Annotated in this window: 16 protein-coding genes; 8 read left to right on the top strand and 8 right to left on the bottom strand. The window is 65.7% G+C overall.

Translation table 11 applies throughout. The annotated features are described in order from the left end of the window. The first annotated feature begins 1 nt into the window (after position 1). Positions 2-1,477, top strand: a complete 1,476-nt coding sequence (locus CGLY_RS16180) for an ATP-binding protein (RefSeq protein WP_038550679.1) — start codon at positions 2-4, stop codon at positions 1,475-1,477. A gap of 12 nt (positions 1,478-1,489) precedes the next feature. Here the strand turns inward: CGLY_RS16180 and CGLY_RS16175 are convergent, their stop codons facing one another. From CGLY_RS16175 to CGLY_RS16155, 4 genes are all read right to left on the bottom strand, one after another. Continuing rightward, positions 1,490-2,479 carry a bile acid:sodium symporter family protein gene (locus CGLY_RS16175; protein WP_038550677.1) on the bottom strand — a complete coding sequence of 330 codons (990 nt, stop codon included), beginning with the start codon at positions 2,477-2,479 and terminating at the stop codon, positions 1,490-1,492. Between the two features lie 11 nt (positions 2,480-2,490). Continuing rightward, positions 2,491-3,429: a ribokinase gene (locus tag CGLY_RS16170; protein ID WP_052540482.1), complete on the bottom strand. Its 939-nt coding sequence runs from the start codon at positions 3,427-3,429 to the stop codon at positions 2,491-2,493. 205 nt (positions 3,430-3,634) lie between these two features. Next, on the bottom strand, positions 3,635-4,138 hold the full coding sequence (locus CGLY_RS16165; protein ID WP_158407412.1) for an ATP-binding protein: 504 nt from the start codon (positions 4,136-4,138) through the stop codon (positions 3,635-3,637). Between the two features lie 419 nt (positions 4,139-4,557). Further along, positions 4,558-5,067, bottom strand: a complete 510-nt coding sequence (locus CGLY_RS16155; protein ID WP_038550671.1) for an SdpI family protein — start codon at positions 5,065-5,067, stop codon at positions 4,558-4,560. A 28-nt stretch (positions 5,068-5,095) separates the two neighbouring features. On the opposite strand from CGLY_RS16155, the gene leuS reads away from it, so the two are divergent. Beyond that, positions 5,096-7,948, top strand: coding sequence for a leucine--tRNA ligase (leuS, locus tag CGLY_RS16150; protein ID WP_038553703.1), 2,853 nt, complete (start codon positions 5,096-5,098; stop codon positions 7,946-7,948). A gap of 128 nt (positions 7,949-8,076) precedes the next feature. On the opposite strand, the gene CGLY_RS16145 is transcribed toward leuS, so the two are convergent. The 4 genes from CGLY_RS16145 to CGLY_RS16130 all read right to left on the bottom strand — a co-directional run bounded on the left by CGLY_RS16145 (position 8,077) and on the right by CGLY_RS16130 (position 11,111). Beyond that, entirely contained in the window at positions 8,077-8,424 is a 348-nt protein-coding gene (locus CGLY_RS16145; protein WP_038550669.1) for a hypothetical protein, read from the bottom strand. 52 nt (positions 8,425-8,476) lie between these two features. Next, positions 8,477-9,433: a universal stress protein gene (locus CGLY_RS16140; RefSeq protein ID WP_038550667.1), complete on the bottom strand. Its 957-nt coding sequence runs from the start codon at positions 9,431-9,433 to the stop codon at positions 8,477-8,479. A 3-nt stretch (positions 9,434-9,436) separates the two neighbouring features. After that, positions 9,437-9,889, bottom strand: coding sequence for a MarR family winged helix-turn-helix transcriptional regulator (locus CGLY_RS16135; protein ID WP_038550665.1), 453 nt, complete (start codon positions 9,887-9,889; stop codon positions 9,437-9,439). A gap of 115 nt (positions 9,890-10,004) precedes the next feature. Next, complete coding sequence (locus CGLY_RS16130; protein WP_038550663.1) at positions 10,005-11,111, bottom strand: inositol-3-phosphate synthase; 1,107 nt, start codon at positions 11,109-11,111, stop codon at positions 10,005-10,007. 130 nt (positions 11,112-11,241) lie between these two features. Here CGLY_RS16130 and CGLY_RS16980 point away from each other — a divergent pair, with 130 nt between their 5' ends. The 6 genes from CGLY_RS16980 to rplI all read left to right on the top strand — a co-directional run bounded on the left by CGLY_RS16980 (position 11,242) and on the right by rplI (position 15,698). Next, positions 11,242-11,706 (top strand): DUF5318 family protein, encoded by a 465-nt coding sequence (locus tag CGLY_RS16980; RefSeq protein WP_081804096.1) that lies wholly within the window; start codon positions 11,242-11,244, stop codon positions 11,704-11,706. A 62-nt stretch (positions 11,707-11,768) separates the two neighbouring features. Then, complete coding sequence (locus CGLY_RS16120; protein WP_227590459.1) at positions 11,769-13,862, top strand: transglycosylase domain-containing protein; 2,094 nt, start codon at positions 11,769-11,771, stop codon at positions 13,860-13,862. 12 nt (positions 13,863-13,874) lie between these two features. Further along, on the top strand, positions 13,875-14,075 hold the full coding sequence (locus CGLY_RS16115) for a hypothetical protein (RefSeq protein ID WP_038550662.1): 201 nt from the start codon (positions 13,875-13,877) through the stop codon (positions 14,073-14,075). Positions 14,076-14,186: 111 nt separating this feature from the next. Beyond that, positions 14,187-14,486: a 30S ribosomal protein S6 gene (rpsF, locus tag CGLY_RS16110; protein ID WP_038550660.1), complete on the top strand. Its 300-nt coding sequence runs from the start codon at positions 14,187-14,189 to the stop codon at positions 14,484-14,486. 65 nt (positions 14,487-14,551) lie between these two features. Further along, entirely contained in the window at positions 14,552-15,178 is a 627-nt protein-coding gene (locus tag CGLY_RS16105; protein WP_038550658.1) for a single-stranded DNA-binding protein, read from the top strand. Positions 15,179-15,242: 64 nt separating this feature from the next. Next, positions 15,243-15,698 (top strand): 50S ribosomal protein L9, encoded by a 456-nt coding sequence (rplI, locus tag CGLY_RS16100; protein ID WP_038550657.1) that lies wholly within the window; start codon positions 15,243-15,245, stop codon positions 15,696-15,698. Positions 15,699-15,844 lie beyond the last annotated feature (146 nt).

The raw sequence follows: 15,844 nt of genomic DNA, 5'->3' as shown, positions 1-15,844 counted from the left end.
CATGGACTCTGCAGGGGACGCGCCGGGCCGGCAACGTGCACTCCCCCGCGATGTCGCCGAGGCGCTGGACCGCATCCTGGACGGTGCGGTGGCGGATGACCTGGAGTCCAGCGTCCTGGACTTCAAGGAGGACCCGGTCCACACCCCGACCCGTCGTCCGGACGAGAAGGCGGCCGACATGCTGGTCAAGACCGCTTGCTGCTTCGCCAACGGTTCAGCGGGACGCAGTTTCATCGTCTTCGGCATCGCCGACCGGACCCCGGGCCCGGACGCCTTCAACGGCACCGACCGCAATCCGGCAGAGATCGCCCACCTGATCTTCACCGGCACACGCCCTCATCTGACGGTGGACGCCTGGGAGGCCTATTCCCACGGGGCACGCATCATCGTGATCCGGGTTCCTGCCGGGCTCGCGGTGCACACGGGGCCGGACGAGATCGTCCGGCACAGGGTGGGGGACGCCTGCCTGCCGTTGGACGGGGAGCCGAAGGAACTGCTCGCCCGGGCTCGCGGGAATCCCGATGACACCGCGGTGCGGTCGTCGGTTCCTCTGCAGGACTATGACGTGGAGGCGTTGGCGGCAGGCCGTGAGCTGCTGGCTGCGGCACAGCGTGCGGGGACGCTGCCCAACGGTGACAGTACCGGCACGGGTTTGCTGGCCAAGTTGGACCTGCTGACAGATGAGGGTGCCCCGACGGTCGCCGCGGAACTCCTCTTCCACCGGGCCCCGGGCGCCCGACACCTGTACCGGGCCGACGAGGCGGATTCGGGCCACCCACCGACCGAGACTCCGCTGGACCTGCCGTTGGTCCTGTCGGCGACGTCGCTCCGTGATCTGGTCAGGGCGCATGACGACTCATCGATCCCAGCTGCTGCCGCCGACGAGGCGATCACCAACGCCCTGGTGCACCGGGACTGGTCACGTCCGGAGCCGGTGGTCGTGTTCCAGTCCCCGCAGATGATCCGTGTCCACTCCCCCGGTGGTCTGCCGGGCGGAAACACCGTTGACCGACTGCTGTCGGGACCGTCGCAGCCGCGGAACCCGGCCCTGCTCAACGCGATGCAGCTGCTGGGGCTGGAACGGTGGTCGTCCCGAGGTTTCGACCGGATGTGGTTGGCGATGCTGTCGGCAGGGTTCGAGCCGCCGGTCGTCGACGCGAAAGAGGACGCGGTGGACGTGACCCTGTTCAACGGGGAACCGGACATGGAGTTCGTCTCGTTGCTGAGCGCCGTGCGCGCCGAGTACGGCCGCGGAGTCGCCCGCGATGCTGCGACGTTGGTGGTCCTGCGCCATCTGATGGCCGCCGGGACCGTGGATCTCGAGGTGGCGGCGTTGTTACAGCAGGCCGCGGAACCGGACGCGCGGTCGCTGATGACGTGGCTGGCGCAGCGTGGGGTGCTGCAGCGTACCGCCCGACGCCGCGACGAGTGGCGCCTCTCCGACCGGGTGGCGTCTCTGGTGCCGGGGAGCCGGTAGCGTCTGACCGGACTACCAGGTGTTCTCCGGCTGTTCGGCCGCGTACTTCGCCGCCCGCCCCGAGCAGATCATCAGCTGGATCTGGTGGAAGATCATCAACGGCACGATGATCAGGCCCGTGCCACCGCTGAAGAGCACGGCTGCGATCGGAAGGCCGGACGCCAGCGACTTCTTGGTGCCACAGAACTGGATCGCGACCTGGTCCTTGTAGTCGAAGCCGAGGCGACGTCCCGTCCACGAGGTCAACCACAGCATGGCGTAGACCCCGATCACGGAGCCGATGCAGATCCCGACGATGGCGATCCAGGACACCGAACTCCACACGCCCATCACGATGCCCTCGGAGAACGCCACATACACCACCAGGCCGATCGAGATCTTGTCCACGTAGCTGGTGGGTTTCGCCCCAGCGACCGTCTTCACGCCGGGGACGTTGCGCATGACCTGGCCCAGGATGAACGGTGCGAGCAGCTGCAGGGCGATGTCGATGAAGACCGAGGTGTCGATGTGCAGCCCGCCGTCCGTACCGCTCATCAGTAGAAGGACCAGCAGTGGAGTCGCGAAGACGCCGATGAGGTTCGACGCCGAGGCGCTGACAATCGCGCCGGGGATGTTGCCCCGGGCGATGGAGGTGAAGGCGACCGAGGACTGCACCGTGGACGGGACCAGGGTGAGGAAGAGGATTCCCTGGTAGAGCTCGTCGCCGATGACGCCTTTGAGTGGCATGAGGGCGAGGCCGACGAGGGGGAAGACCACGAAAGTGAACGCCAGAATCAGGAGGTGCAGGCGCCAGTGCTTCAGCCCGTTGAGTGCCTCGCGGGTGGACAGCCGGGCGCCGTAGAGGAAGAAGAGCAGGCCGATGGCGATCTTCACGACCCAGTCCATGACGTCTGCGGCGCTGCCGCGGGCGGGCACGATGAGGGCGAGAATGACGCCGAGGACGATCAGTACGATCAGCAGATCGGGGCGATATCCCAGGATGCGGTTGATGAAGTTCCTCATGGTGGGACAGTCTAGAGCAGAGCGCGCACCTCATCCCGCCCGGCGTAGGACGGTGCGGCACCGCGGCCGCGTACCGCCAGGCTCCCTGCTGCGGACGCCAGGTGCGCCGCCGTGACGAGGCTCTCGCCTTCCGCCAGGGCGGCAGCGAGCGTCCCGCAGAACGCGTCGCCCGCGCCGGTGGTGTCGACGACGCTGTCCGCAGGCACCGGGGCGATGTCCGTGCGTCCCTCAGCGGTGACCAGGACCGCTCCCTGGGCGCCGAGGGTGACAAGCACGGACGTCGCGAGGCCCGCGTCCACTGCGGCGACAGCGGCGTCGGCGACGGCCGTGGCATCCGACGTCGTGCCGAAGACCTCGGCCGCCTCGGACTCGTTGAGGATCAGCGGGTCCGCCGCGGCGAGCAGATCAGGGGCCCGGGTGGTCACCGGTGCGAGATTCAGGACGAACCGGGCGCCGAGACGCTGCGCCAGCTCCGGCAGGGCCGCGGAGTGCTCCGGGGTGAGTTCACCCTGGGCGAGCAGCACGGCGGCGGTGCCGGTGTCGCCGTCCTGTGTCGCCGGGACGGTGTATTCGTTGGCCCCGGAGGTGACCACGATGATGTTCTCGCCGTCCGCGTCATTCATGATGAACGCCTGGCCGGTGGGGACGTCTTGCGGCGCGCGGGCGACGGCGGACACGTCGACGCCGTAGTCGGTCAGGGTGGCGAGGGCGGCATCGCCCTCTGTGTCTGCACCGACTGTGCCCTGGAAGACGACCGTGCCGTCGAAGTAGCGGGCCGCAGCCACTGCCTGGTTGGCCCCCTTACCACCCAGGGCTTTGCCGTTCGGAGAGGCGATCGTCGTCTCCCCCGCCGTCGGAAATCGGTCGACCCGGACGAACGTGTCGACGTTCAACGACCCGCAGACCACGACGGCCGGGGTGGACGGTGCAGGAACAGACGCGGAGCTCATGGTGCTTCAGCGTAGTCGGCGGGGTGCCGGGCTCCCACAGTGCTGAGACCGGCATGCCCCACAGGCGGTCACCGAACGGAACAGGGTCCTGCGCCGTCGACAGGACGATCCCGGCGATGAACCGGCCGTCGCTGAGTTCCACCAGACAATCCACCTCACGGCCATTGCTGTTCCGGTAGGAGTACAACCGGAAATCGGCGTTCGATCAGGCCTGCTGGCGTCGTAGCTCTGCGGCGACGAACCCTTCGAGCAGTTGCCCGAAGTACTCGGAATTCGTCGCCAACTGACCCTGAGTCACCCCCGACAGGTGCATCGCCAGAGCACTGTCCGGCAGGAAGACCTTCGGACGCCCAATTTCACGCCGGGCGAGGTTCGCCGTCCACGGTGGAAGCTCGTCGATGAGGTAGAGGCTACGCAACAGGGAGATGTAGCTGGTGAGCGTACTTTCGGGGATGCTTGTCTGCTTCGAGAGACGGGCCCGGACGAGTTCGCCGGCCTGATTCGCTGCGAGGAGCCGGAGCACCGAGGTCACCCGGGCCGGGTCCGTCAGCCGCATCAGTTCGGCGATATCGCGGTTGACCAGGCTGGACACATAGGCGTCGAGCCAGACCGACCGCATCCTCTCGGGCAGGACCCGGAGCTCCGGGAAGCTGCCGGCCGCGAGGGCGGAACCGTAGCCGTTCCTGTCCGTCGTACTGGGCCGGGGCATGGCACCGTCCATCCGGCGGTGTCGTCCTCCTGGCGCCGGTCGGTGTGGGAGGTGATGAGAAACCCGCCGGGACGGTGGGTCCGTTCCGCCTCTCTGCGGACGCGCCGGAGAACAGTGTCGGGGTCATCGGACGGTTCCGTCCCGTCGAGGAGCACCGTCCGACTGCCGCGCGTCCCGGTGACGCATGCTGCCACGTCCGCGACCCCTGCCCCTCGCGGGCCCTGGAGGACGACCACCGGAAAGGTGTCGAGAAGTTTCCCGAGACGGGTGGGAATGTCCTCGCAGGTGTGTGCGCTCATAGACGCCCAGCGTAACTGAACCGCTTCTTAATGCCCCCGGGGTTGTGTCGGTCTGACAGGGGAAACCGACATAACACGGAGGTTCTGCTGTGCCAGGGCCGTCTCCCCCGGGAAGTACGGCTAACGGGCGTCGCGCGCGGCTGCGGCCCGGCGGGCGGCGTCGAGGTCCAGTTCGACAGGGGTGACGCTGTCGTGGCCGCCGCAGTCGCCGTCACAGTCTCCGCCGCAGGAGCTGTCGGACGATGACCCCGACGAGCAGCAGCCTGCCGCGGCCCGCTGCTGTTCAGCCTGCTGAGCCTTCGCATGGTCGATCTTCGCCAATGTCTGCGCCGCCAGCGCGGCACCCATGCCGATCAGGAACAGTGCACCGACCACCAGCAGGCCCGAGATGGCCCACAGCCATCCGCCCTGCAGGCCGACGACGCCGGCGACGATGAGGGCGACACCCGCTCCCGTCCACGTCGGGCCGGCGATACGGTGGCCGGTGTCCCACATCTCCTGGTTCTTGCGCACCTCCGGGATACGCAGTCCCACCCACCGGTTCCCCGGCAGTTTCGCGGTGACGGCAAGCACGCCGGTGACCAGCACGGCAGCGCCCAGGATGAACAGCAGGACAGAGAGAACGATCATGCACACCAGTCTATTACAATGGCTGGACATGACTAACCCTCGGAGCGAATCTGGCGAGTCCACGTCCCACCGTTACACCCCGGAACTCGCCGGCGACATCGAAAGTCGCTGGCAGGGGTACTGGCGTGACAACGGCACCTTCAATGCGCCGAACCCCGTCGGCGACCTCGCCGACGCAGGGGCGCTGGAGACGTCCGCCACCGACGCTCCGGACAAGCTCTTCGTCCAGGACATGTTCCCCTACCCCTCCGGCGTGGGACTGCATGTCGGACACCCGCTGGGGTACATCGCCACCGACGTCTACGCCCGCTTCAACCGCATGCTGGGTCGTAACGTCCTGCACACCCTCGGCTACGACGCCTTCGGCCTGCCCGCCGAGCAGTACGCTGTGCAGACCGGTACACACCCACGCACCACCACCAGCGCGAACATCGAGAACATGGAACGCCAGCTGGGGCGGTTGGGCCTGGGGCACGACCGTCGCCGCGTCGTCGCCACCACCGACACCGATTTCTACCGCTGGACACAGTGGATCTTCCTGCAGATCTACAATTCCTGGTTCGACACCGAGGCGAAGAAGGCACGCCCGATCGGGGAGCTGGAGGCGAAGTTCGCCGCCGAGCGTCCCGACTGGGCTGACCTGACGCCCGCTGAGCAGCAGGCAGAGCTTGACGAGCACCGCCTGGTCTACCGCTCGAACAGCACGGTCAACTGGTGTCCGGGTCTCGGCACGGTGCTGGCCAACGAGGAAGTGACCGCCGACGGGCGCTCCGAGCGCGGCAACTTCCCCGTGTTCCGCAAGCGGCTGTCCCAGTGGATGATGCGGATCACCGCCTACTCCGACCGGCTGCTGGACGACCTGGAGGACCTGGACTGGCCAGACAAGGTCAAGTCCATGCAGCGCAACTGGATCGGACGTTCCCGCGGCGCCGAGGTCGACTTCCAGTCGTCCGCCGGCCCGATCCGGGTATTCACCACCCGCCCCGACACGCTGTTCGGAGCGTCGTACATGGTGCTCGCCCCGGAACACGAACTCGTTGACGCACTGGTCACGGACCTCCCCTACGCGACCGGCACCGATGACCGTTGGACCTACGGAGAGGCCACGCCGGCCGCCGCCGTGGCGTCCTACCGGGGGGCGATCGCGGCGAAGACCGACCTGGAACGGCAGGAGAACAAGGAGAAGACCGGTGTCTTCACCGGCGCCTACGCCACCAACCCGGTCAACGGCGCGCAGGTCCCCGTCTTCATCGCCGACTACGTGCTCACCGGGTACGGGACGGGCGCGATCATGGCGGTTCCGGGTCACGACGACCGTGACCACGAGTTCGCCACCGTCTTCGGATTGCCGATCACCGAGGTCGTGTCCGGTGGTGACGCCCCAATCGCCGAGTCCGCCTACACCGGCGACGGCGAGCTGGTGAACTCCGCCAACGAGCAGGGACTCGACCTCAACGGCAGGAACAAGGCCGACGCCATCGAGACCACCATCGCCTGGCTCGCGGAGAACGGCTACGGCGAGGAGAAGATCCAGTACAAGCTGCGCGACTGGCTCTTCGCCCGCCAGCGCTACTGGGGTGAGCCCTTCCCGGTCGTCTACGACGCCGACGGAGTCGCCCACGCCCTGCCGGAATCCATGCTGCCCGTCGAACTGCCCGAGGTCGAGGACTACAAGCCCGTCAGCTTTGACCCGGACGACGCCTCCTCCGAACCGCAGCCTCCGCTGGCCAAGGCGAAGGAGTGGGTCGAGGTCACTCTCGACCTCGGCGACGGCGAGCGGACGTACTGGCGTGACACGAACGTCATGCCGCAGTGGGCCGGTTCCTCCTGGTACCAGCTGCGCTACATTGACCCGACGAACAACGATGCACTCGTCGACATCGAGAACGAACGGTACTGGACCGGGCCGCGCGAGGGTGTGCCCTCCGGAGGCGTGGACCTCTATGTCGGTGGTGTGGAGCATGCCGTGCTGCACCTGCTCTACAGCCGTTTCTGGCATAAGGTGCTTTACGACCTCGGTCACGTGAGCTCCTACGAGCCCTACCACCGGCTCTACAACCAGGGCTACATCCAGGCCTACGCCTACACCGACGCCCGGGGCATCTACGTACCCGCCGCCGATGTTGAGGAGAAGGACGGAAAGTTCTTCTACAACGGTGAAGAGGTCACCCAGGAGTACGGCAAGATGGGCAAGTCCCTGAAGAACGCCGTCTCTCCCGACGAGATCTGCGACAACTACGGTGCCGACACACTGCGTGTGTACGAGATGTCGATGGGTCCGCTGGACACGTCCCGACCCTGGGCCACGAAGGACGTTGTCGGCGCGCAGCGTTTCCTGCAGCGGGCATGGCGCCTGGTCGTGGACGAGGCCACCGGTGAGCTGGCGGTGTCGGACGCCGACCTGAGCGACGATGACCAGCGCGCCCTGCACCGTACCGTCGCCGGCGTGCATGACGACTACGCCCACCTGCGCGACAATACGGCGGTCGCGAAACTGATCGAGTACGTCAACCACCTGACGAAGGCTTATGTGGGTACGGCGGCACCACGCGACGCTGTGGAGCCGTTGGTGCTGATGATGGCCCCCGTGGCGCCGCATATCGCAGAGGAGCTCTGGTCGCGTCTGGGCCACGAGGGTTCGCTGGCCCACGCATCCTTCCCCGCCTGGGAAGAGAAGTGGCTGGTGGACGACACCGTTGAGCTGCCTGTGCAGGTCATGGGCAAGGTGCGTGGACGAGTGACCGTGGCTGTGGACGCGGCACGTGAGGACGTTGAGGCGGCGGCACTGGCGGAACCGAACGTGGCGGCACACGTCGAGGGCAAGACCGTGGCGAAGATCATCGTGGTCCCCGGCAAGATGGTGAACATCGTCGCGAAGTAGGTGGGGCGCTCTCCCCTCTCCGCCCCCTGATGTCGGAAAGTCGCCCTCCCAGGCAGCGAATGACGCTCTTCAGCTACCTGGGAGGGCGACTTTCCGACATGGCCCGGCACGTGGGCACATGGGCGGGCTCAGTGACCGATGATCAGTGGGATCGGCAGTGTGGTGAAGATGATGAGGAAGAAGGGGATCAGCCACCACAGCGTGCCCATGAACGGCTGCCACCACTGGTAGCGGCGCCATTTGCGGAGCACGACCAGACCGGCGACGATCGGACCGAACATCGAGATCACTGTCGGGATGATCCGGGTGACGGCGGTGTCCCCCACCGTCTGGTCGAGCACGATCCAGGCGACGATGGTGACCACGGGGAACGCGATCGCCAACTGCCAGGCCTGGCGCACGGATGTGCGCCGGTCGAGGTCCTCGAGGCGGTCGAGCGGGTCGGGGTTCTCTGAACTGTTGGGCTGCGCGGACATGATGTCTCCGAGTCTAGCCCGTGGATGCCGCCGGTCGGCTATCGCCGGGTGCTCAGACCGGACTGACGAGAACCGGTGCGGGTGAGTGTGCGAGGAGCTGGTTGGTGGACGGGCCGATGAAGACCCGGTTGAAGGCGCCGAGGACGGAGGACCCGACCACGAGGATCTCACCCTTCTTCCAGTGGACGTCGTCCATCGCGCCGCTCCATCCGGGCCCGGAGCCGACTTCGGTCTCGACACGCAGGTCCGGGTGACGCTCCTCGGCACGTTCCCGGCCGCGGGCGAGGATGTCGAGTGCCTGTCCGCGCCAACGTTCATCCGCCTCAGTGGCATCAGGGAACGGTGTGAGGGTGGGGTACATCGATGCGCCGGTAGGGCTGAAGGCGACGAGCCGGAGTGGGACGCCCCAGCGTGACGCCAGGTCCGCGGCCTTCCGGAGAGCCTGATGGGACTGCTCGTTGTCGACGTAGGCGCAGCTGACGCGGGTGACACCGTGCTTCGACAATGTCGGGGTGCGTGGCACGGTGACTACGGGCAGGGGTGCGCAGTGCAACAGTGCGTCTGCGGTCGAACCTGCCCGGAAGCGTCCGACGGGGCCACCGGAGGTCCCGAAGCGGGAACCGACGACAATGAGGTCCGCACCGAACTCCTCGGCGGAACGGATCAGGGCCGTCGTCTCCGAGTGGCTGTGGAGAAGCTCGTCGCTGTCATCGATCATCGACTCCGGCACTCCGGCATCGATGAGGGCGGTGCGGGCCGCGGCATGGCAGGCGGTCGATTCCGCCGCCGCCCACTCCTCGAACCGTTGTACGGCAGCAGCGTCGGAGGCGTCGACACGGTCGACGCCTTCAGGCCAGATCCGGGGGATCACGGTCACTGGTTTGACGGTGATCTCGGCGGTTCTGGAGAGCCAGGAGACGAATGCCGCGGTGTCAGTGCCGGTGTTGGTGTCGGCGCCGTCGGGATCCCCGTCGGGACGCCAGGCCAGCAGCACTCGCAGCGGAGTCACCGGCTACTTCTCCCCCATGCGACGGGAGTCGAAGACCTCCATGCCGGCCTCCAGGGTCGGGATGAACTCCTGTACCTTCTCCAGCTGCTCCGGGTCGAGGACGGCGAGGATGTTCGCCATCTGCTTGTCACGTTCGTCGCCGATACGGGTCAGCTCGGTCCTGCCGAGGTCCGTGAGCTTCACGCGCACACCGCGGCGGTCACTCACGTCGCGGACGCGGGAGACCAGCCCCAGCGATTCAAGGTGGTTGATCGCATTGGATGCGGTGGGCATCCGGATCGACTCCAGGTCGGCGATCTGGCTGATGCGCAGAGCACCGTGAGTCTGGAGGTTCATCATGATGGAGAGCTGCGCGGTACTGATGCTGGACTGCGTGGTCTGGCGGAAGTACAACAGGTACATCCGGGTGACGACGGGCCGCAGGCGCTTCGCGACTTCAGACGGGGTAGCGGTCATGCCCACCAATCTACCGTGCTTTGCTCCTGAAAGGTATACTGGCACCACTTTTAGGTCAGTGAAGTTCCCTACCCTGGCAGGTCAGAGGGATATCACCGGCCTACAATTGGGGTGATCAGGACCCCGAGATGAAAGACTCGAGATCGGCACGGCCCTTGTCGTCCGGGTGCTGGATGCGGGGGGACTTCATCAGGTAGGTCGACGCCGGGTCGACAGGTCCACCGAGTCCACGGTCCTTGGCGATCTTCGCCGCGCGTACGGCGTCGATGATGATACCGGCAGAGTTCGGGGAGTCCCAGACCTCGAGCTTGTACTCCAGGCTGATGGGTGCGTCGCCGAACGCGCGGCCTTCCAGACGGATGAAGGCCCACTTGCGGTCGTCGAGCCACTGCACGTAGTCGGACGGGCCGATGTGGACGTTACGGTCGTCGATCTTTCCCGAGAGGGCGCCGGTGAGGTTTGAGGTCACCGCCTGGGTCTTGGAGACCTTCTTCGATTCGAGGCGGTCGCGTTCCAGCATGTTCTTGAAGTCCATGTTGCCGCCGACGTTGAGCTGGTAGGTGCGGTCCACGGTCACGCCGCGCTCCTCGAAGAGCCGGGCGAGCACGCGGTGGGTGATGGTTGCGCCGACCTGGCTCTTGATGTCGTCGCCGACGATGGGGATGCCGGCATCCTCGAACTTCTTCGCCCATTCCGGATCGGAGGCGATGAAGACCGGCAGGGCGTTGACGAAGGCTACCCCGGCGTCGATGGCGCACTGAGCGTAGAACTTGTCGGCCTCCTCCGAACCCACCGGCAGGTAGGACACGAGGACGTCGGCACCGGTTTCCCGCAGGTGGTCGACGATCTCATCGTGGGTGGCGTCGGGTTCGGTCGACTCCTCGATGGTCTCCCGGTAGTACTTGCCCAGGCCGTCGGCGGTGTGGCCGCGGCGGACGGTGATCCCCAGCTCCGGAAGATCGCAGATCTTGATCGTGCAGTTCTGGCCGGACTCCGTCGCGATGGAGACGTCTTTGCCGACTTTGTCGGCGTCGACGTCGTAGGCGGCGACCAGTTCGATGTCGCGCACGTGATAGTCGCCGAAGCGGACGTGCATGAGGCCGGGGACGGTGTCGTCGTCCGGGGTGTCCTTGTAGAACTCCAGCCCCTGGAGCAGTGAGGTAGCGCAATTGCCGATGCCGGCGATGGCCAGCTTGATGGAGGTGTTGTCCTGTGAACTCATGGCTCCGGACGTTAGCCCTCTACGGGTTGAAAAACACGGCCTGACGTGGGGTGGAAAGCAACTTGACCGGTTAACGTGTGGTCTTGACCGATTCACCTGGGGCTGGAAACCGGATAGAATGGCCCGCATCATGTCGACCTCAGTGCAGCCCGTCCACACCGTCTCCCACGACCTGGACCGTCAGCGGACCCTGCGTGCGCTACGGCAGGGTGACCGGCGACGTTCGGACGTCTGTGACGCCGACCGTGGTCTCATGTCCTCGGCAGAGGTCTTGGGTTACCGTGTCGACCGCCCGTGCCCTGTCTGTGGCGCAGCGGGTCTTCGCGAAAGCCTGTGGATCCACGGAGCGGCAATGGGGGAAAAATCGGGAACGGCGCGTAGTCTTTCGGAGATTGGCGCTATCCTCGCTACCCTGTTTCCTGACGGCGTCGGACGGTCTGCTACGGACCGTGCCGGCGCAGCCCCTGTCGGAGGATCCGGGAGCGGGGTGGCCGTCCACACGGTGGAGGTCTGCCTCCGCTGTGGATGGAACCATCTCATCAGGGAAGACATGTACGGTGCCGGTAATTCCAGTACGGAGAGAACAGCCACGTGACTAACGACTCGACCACCCCCAACGACTCCACGAAGCGGCAACGCACGCGTACGCGCAAGCCGGTGTGGCGTCGTCTCTTCGCCTCAGTGGCAGCAGTTCTGGCCGTGCTGATCGTGGTGCCGCTGGTGACGTTCTTCGCCGCGTACTCGGTGACGAAGGTGCCGCAGCCGGAGGAACTGGTTAACAACCAGATCTCCCAGATCTTCGCCAACGACGGCACGACCGAACTGGCCCGCATCGTCCCTCCCGAGGGTAACCGTCAGAACGTGGATATCGAGGAGATCCCCGAACCTGTGCGTAATGCCGTCCTCTCTGCCGAGGACCGGGATTTCTACGACAATCCCGGCTTCTCGATCACTGGTTTCGGACGTGCCGCACTCGGCCAACTCACCGGCGAGGATGCCGGCGGCGGTTCCACGATCACCCAGCAGTACGTGAAGAACGCGGTGGTCGGTGACGAGCGCAGCCTGGTCCGTAAGGGTAAGGAGCTGGTGATCTCCTCGAAGATGTCCCGCGAGTGGTCGAAGGACGAGATCCTCGAGGCCTACCTCAACACGATCTACTTCGGCCGGAACGCCTACGGGATCTCCGCGGCTTCTCGTGCCTACTTCAACAAGCCGATCCAGGAACTCACTCCGGCGGAGGGCGCGGTACTTGCGGCCTCCATCCAACGTCCCAGTCAGCTTGACCCGTGGACCAACCGTCCAGAGGCAGAACAGCGGTGGAACTACGTCGCTGATGGTCTCGTGGGCATGGGGTCGGTCAGTCGACAGGAACGTGATGAGATGGTCTACCCCGAGGTCATCGATCCGGCGGAGGTTGATTCCGGCTCCGTGGCAGAAGGCACCAACGGTCTGATCAAGAGCCAGGTCCTCGCTGAACTGAATGCCAACGGCATCACCGAGGAGGCAGTGAATACCGGTGGCCTGAAGATCACCACGACCATCGACGCCAACCACCAGCGCGCAATGGTGGAGAACGTTCACAGCGCGATGGACGCCCAGGCTGACACCGTCCGGTCGGCAGGTGTGGCGATCGACCCGAATACAGGTGGTGTCCGTGCCTACTACGGTGGAGACGATCCCACCGGTCTGGACTGGGCCAACGCCGGACTCCAGACCGGTTCGACATTCAAGATCTTCACGATGGCTGCGGCTGTCGAGCAGGGCATCTCGACGTCGACCCCCTACGACTCCTCCCCCGTCACCACCGGTGCGACCGAGGTGAACAATGTCGAGGGTGAGTCCTGCGGCACCTGTTCGATGGCGGAGGCACTCAAGCGTTCGCTGAACACGTCGTTCATCCGTGTCGCCCGCGACCTCAACGGTGGCCCTCAGGACGTCGCCGACATGGCGCACCGTCTCGGCGTCGCCGAGGAACTCCCGGGCATCGGTGAGACGCTGCGCGAAAACGGCGGCACCCCGTACGAGGGCATCACCCTTGGTCAGTACCAGTCCCGGCCGATTGACATGGCCTCCGCACTGGCGACGTTGACCAACCAGGGCCGGTACATTCCCGCCCACTTCGTCTGGAAGGTCGAGACCTCCGACGGTGAGATGCTGATGGACAACACGGGTATGGAATCCACCCAGGTGGTCCAGCCCGAGGTCGCTGACGAGGTGATCGCTGCCATGGGTCCGATCGCGGCCTACTCCAACGGGCACTCCCTGGCCAACGGTCGCCCGAGCGCCGCGAAGACAGGTACCGCCCAGTTGGGTGACACCGGGCAGAACAAGGACGCCTGGATGATCGGCTCGACCCCGCAACTGGCGACGGCCGTGTGGATCGGCGATACCGACGGCCAGCCTCTGATGGACGGTCGCTACGGCGGTTCCATGTACGGTTCACAATCGCCGTCGGACATCTGGCAGGGCTTCATGAACGAGGCACTCGTCAACGACGACATCGAACAGTTCGACAGCTCGGTGCCGGTTGTCCAGGATCCGCAGGCCGGGTCAGCGTCCAGCAGCGGCTCCTCCGAGATGCAGGGCGGTGCTGGCGCCGGCGGTGGCACCGGTGGTGGCGCTGCCGAAGGCGGCGAGGATACGGGCGGTGCCGCGAACGATGTTCCGGACACCGGGGCCGACACCGGTAACGGCACCGGACAGGACACCGACATCGGACGGATGATCGACGACTTCCTCAACAACCTCTGATCTGCGGCGATTATGTCCAGTACAGAGCTGCTGATCACCATGGGCAGCGTCTTCATCGGATTCCTGCTGTTCGGCGGATCCTTCGCCAGTTTCATGGCGAAGCGTCGCCCTGCGGTGATCTGGAGTTTGTTCGGTGCAGCGATCGTCTTCATCACGGTGGTCCCTGTGATCGTCGCCGTGTTCTGGGGGACGGCGGGACCTGCGTCCGGATAACTTGGGTAGACGGCGTGTGGCGTGTATCCTGATCAGGTTGCTGACGCAACGAACCCTCCTGCCGTAACCACTCCCGGTCACGGCCGAAAAAACACTAGACCACAGGAGGTGATGAGGTCCGTGCGTCAATACGAGATGATGATTATCATCGACCCGTCACAGGATGAGCGCACCGTTTCCCCGTCCCTGGACAAGTTCCTGGAGACGGTCCGCAAGGACAACGGTACGGTCGACAAGGTTGACATCTGGGGCAAGCGTCGCCTGGAGTACCCGATCAACAAGCAGGACGAGGGCATCTACGCTGTCGTCGACCTGAACTGTGAGTCGGCCACCGTCCAGGAGCTCGACCGCGTTCTGAACCTGAACGACATCATCATGCGCACGAAGGTGCTGCGCAAGGACGCCAAGTAAGCGTCTTCGCGGCATCTGCATCAACGTCGAACCGACACTGACATCGACTGACAGGAGAAACTGACATGGCACAGGGAGACACCCCGATCACCGTCGTCGGAAATCTCGTCGCGGATCCCGAGCTGAGGTACACCCCCAGCGGTTCCGCCGTCGCGAACTTCCGTGTGGCCTCCACGCCGCGCCGGTTTGATTCCCAGTCGAATCAGTGGGTGGACGGCGAAGCACTGTTCCTTCAATGCAACGTGTGGCGGCAGGCGGCCGAGAACGTGGCGAACTCGCTCACCAAGGGTGACCGGGTTATTGTCACTGGTCGGCTGCGGCAGCGCTCCTTCGAGACCCGTGAGGGCGAGAAGCGCACCGTGTTCGAGGTCGAGGCCGACGAGGTCGGTCCGTCCCTGAAGTACGCCACGACCCAGGTCACCAAGACCCCCCGCCAGGGTGGGAACTTCGGTGGCCAGCAGGCCCCGCAGGGCGGCGGCCAGGCCGGCAACCAGGGAGGCTTCGGTGGAAACCGAAGCCAGGGTGGTTTCGGCGGTCAGCAGGGAAACCAGGGTGGTCAGCCCAGCCAGGGTTACGGCGGTAACGCCGGTAACCAGGGTGGGTTCGGCGGGCGCAACGCCGCGCCGGACGATGACCCGTGGAACTCCGCTCCGCAGTCCGGTTTCGACGGCGGCGACGAACCGCCGTTCTGATCTGCCGTGTGAGTTCACCCCCGGATCCCTCGGGATCTACCGAAACCATGAAAGGCTACGGATCATGAAGCTGATCCTCACCGCCGCCGTCGACAACCTCGGTGTCCCCGGTGACATCGTCGAGGTCAAGGCCGGCTACGGACGCAACTTCCTGCTGCCGCGCGGCTACGCCATCACCGCCACCCGTGGCGCTGAGCGTCAGGTGGAGAACATCCGCCGTGCCCAGCAGGACAAGGTCATTCGCGACCTCGACCACGCCCGCGAGGTCAAGGGCGAGATCGACCGCCTGAACAACGTCACGGTCACCGTGCGTACCTCGGAGCAGGGCAAGCTGTTCGGCTCTGTCACCGCCGAGGACGTCGCCGCTGCCGTGAAGGCTGCAGGCGGTCGCGAGCTCGACAAGCGCACCATCGTCCTGAACCAGGGTGACGTCAAGGCGACCGGTTCCTACAACGTCGACGTGAAGCTGCACCCGCAGGTCGTCGCGTCGCTGAACTTCAAGGTCGTCGCAGAGAAGTAGTTCTCTCCTCGTCTCCCCTGTCGCAGGAACCCGCTACGGTTCTTCGGACACCCCCGGCTTAGACACCCGGGGTCCCGGCCTAGACAACCGGCGTGTGTCCGCAGTCCGGGTATCCGCACAGGCGGCGAAGAACGCCACCATCTGTA

The organism is Corynebacterium glyciniphilum AJ 3170, from assembly GCF_000626675.1.
Classification (GTDB): domain Bacteria; phylum Actinomycetota; class Actinomycetes; order Mycobacteriales; family Mycobacteriaceae; genus Corynebacterium; species Corynebacterium glyciniphilum.
This window is presented reverse-complemented; position numbering and strand designations above follow the sequence as displayed.

What these genes read in the sequence shown, in the direction of transcription:
- CGLY_RS16180 (WP_038550679.1), top strand. Translation starts at nt 2, where the DNA reads ATGGACTCTGCAGGGGACGCGCCGGGCCGGCAACGTGCACTCCCCCGC.
- CGLY_RS16175 (WP_038550677.1), bottom strand. Translation starts at nt 2,479, where the DNA reads ATGAGGAACTTCATCAACCGCATCCTGGGATATCGCCCCGATCTGCTG.
- CGLY_RS16170 (WP_052540482.1), bottom strand. Translation starts at nt 3,429, where the DNA reads ATGAGCTCCGCGTCTGTTCCTGCACCGTCCACCCCGGCCGTCGTGGTC.
- CGLY_RS16165 (WP_158407412.1), bottom strand. Translation starts at nt 4,138, where the DNA reads ATGCCCCGGCCCAGTACGACGGACAGGAACGGCTACGGTTCCGCCCTC.
- CGLY_RS16155 (WP_038550671.1), bottom strand. Translation starts at nt 5,067, where the DNA reads ATGATCGTTCTCTCTGTCCTGCTGTTCATCCTGGGCGCTGCCGTGCTG.
- leuS (WP_038553703.1), top strand. Translation starts at nt 5,096, where the DNA reads ATGACTAACCCTCGGAGCGAATCTGGCGAGTCCACGTCCCACCGTTAC.
- CGLY_RS16145 (WP_038550669.1), bottom strand. Translation starts at nt 8,424, where the DNA reads ATGTCCGCGCAGCCCAACAGTTCAGAGAACCCCGACCCGCTCGACCGC.
- CGLY_RS16135 (WP_038550665.1), bottom strand. Translation starts at nt 9,889, where the DNA reads ATGACCGCTACCCCGTCTGAAGTCGCGAAGCGCCTGCGGCCCGTCGTC.
- CGLY_RS16130 (WP_038550663.1), bottom strand. Translation starts at nt 11,111, where the DNA reads ATGAGTTCACAGGACAACACCTCCATCAAGCTGGCCATCGCCGGCATC.
- CGLY_RS16980 (WP_081804096.1), top strand. Translation starts at nt 11,242, where the DNA reads ATGTCGACCTCAGTGCAGCCCGTCCACACCGTCTCCCACGACCTGGAC.
- CGLY_RS16115 (WP_038550662.1), top strand. Translation starts at nt 13,875, where the DNA reads ATGTCCAGTACAGAGCTGCTGATCACCATGGGCAGCGTCTTCATCGGA.
- rpsF (WP_038550660.1), top strand. Translation starts at nt 14,187, where the DNA reads ATGAGGTCCGTGCGTCAATACGAGATGATGATTATCATCGACCCGTCA.
- CGLY_RS16105 (WP_038550658.1), top strand. Translation starts at nt 14,552, where the DNA reads ATGGCACAGGGAGACACCCCGATCACCGTCGTCGGAAATCTCGTCGCG.
- rplI (WP_038550657.1), top strand. Translation starts at nt 15,243, where the DNA reads ATGAAGCTGATCCTCACCGCCGCCGTCGACAACCTCGGTGTCCCCGGT.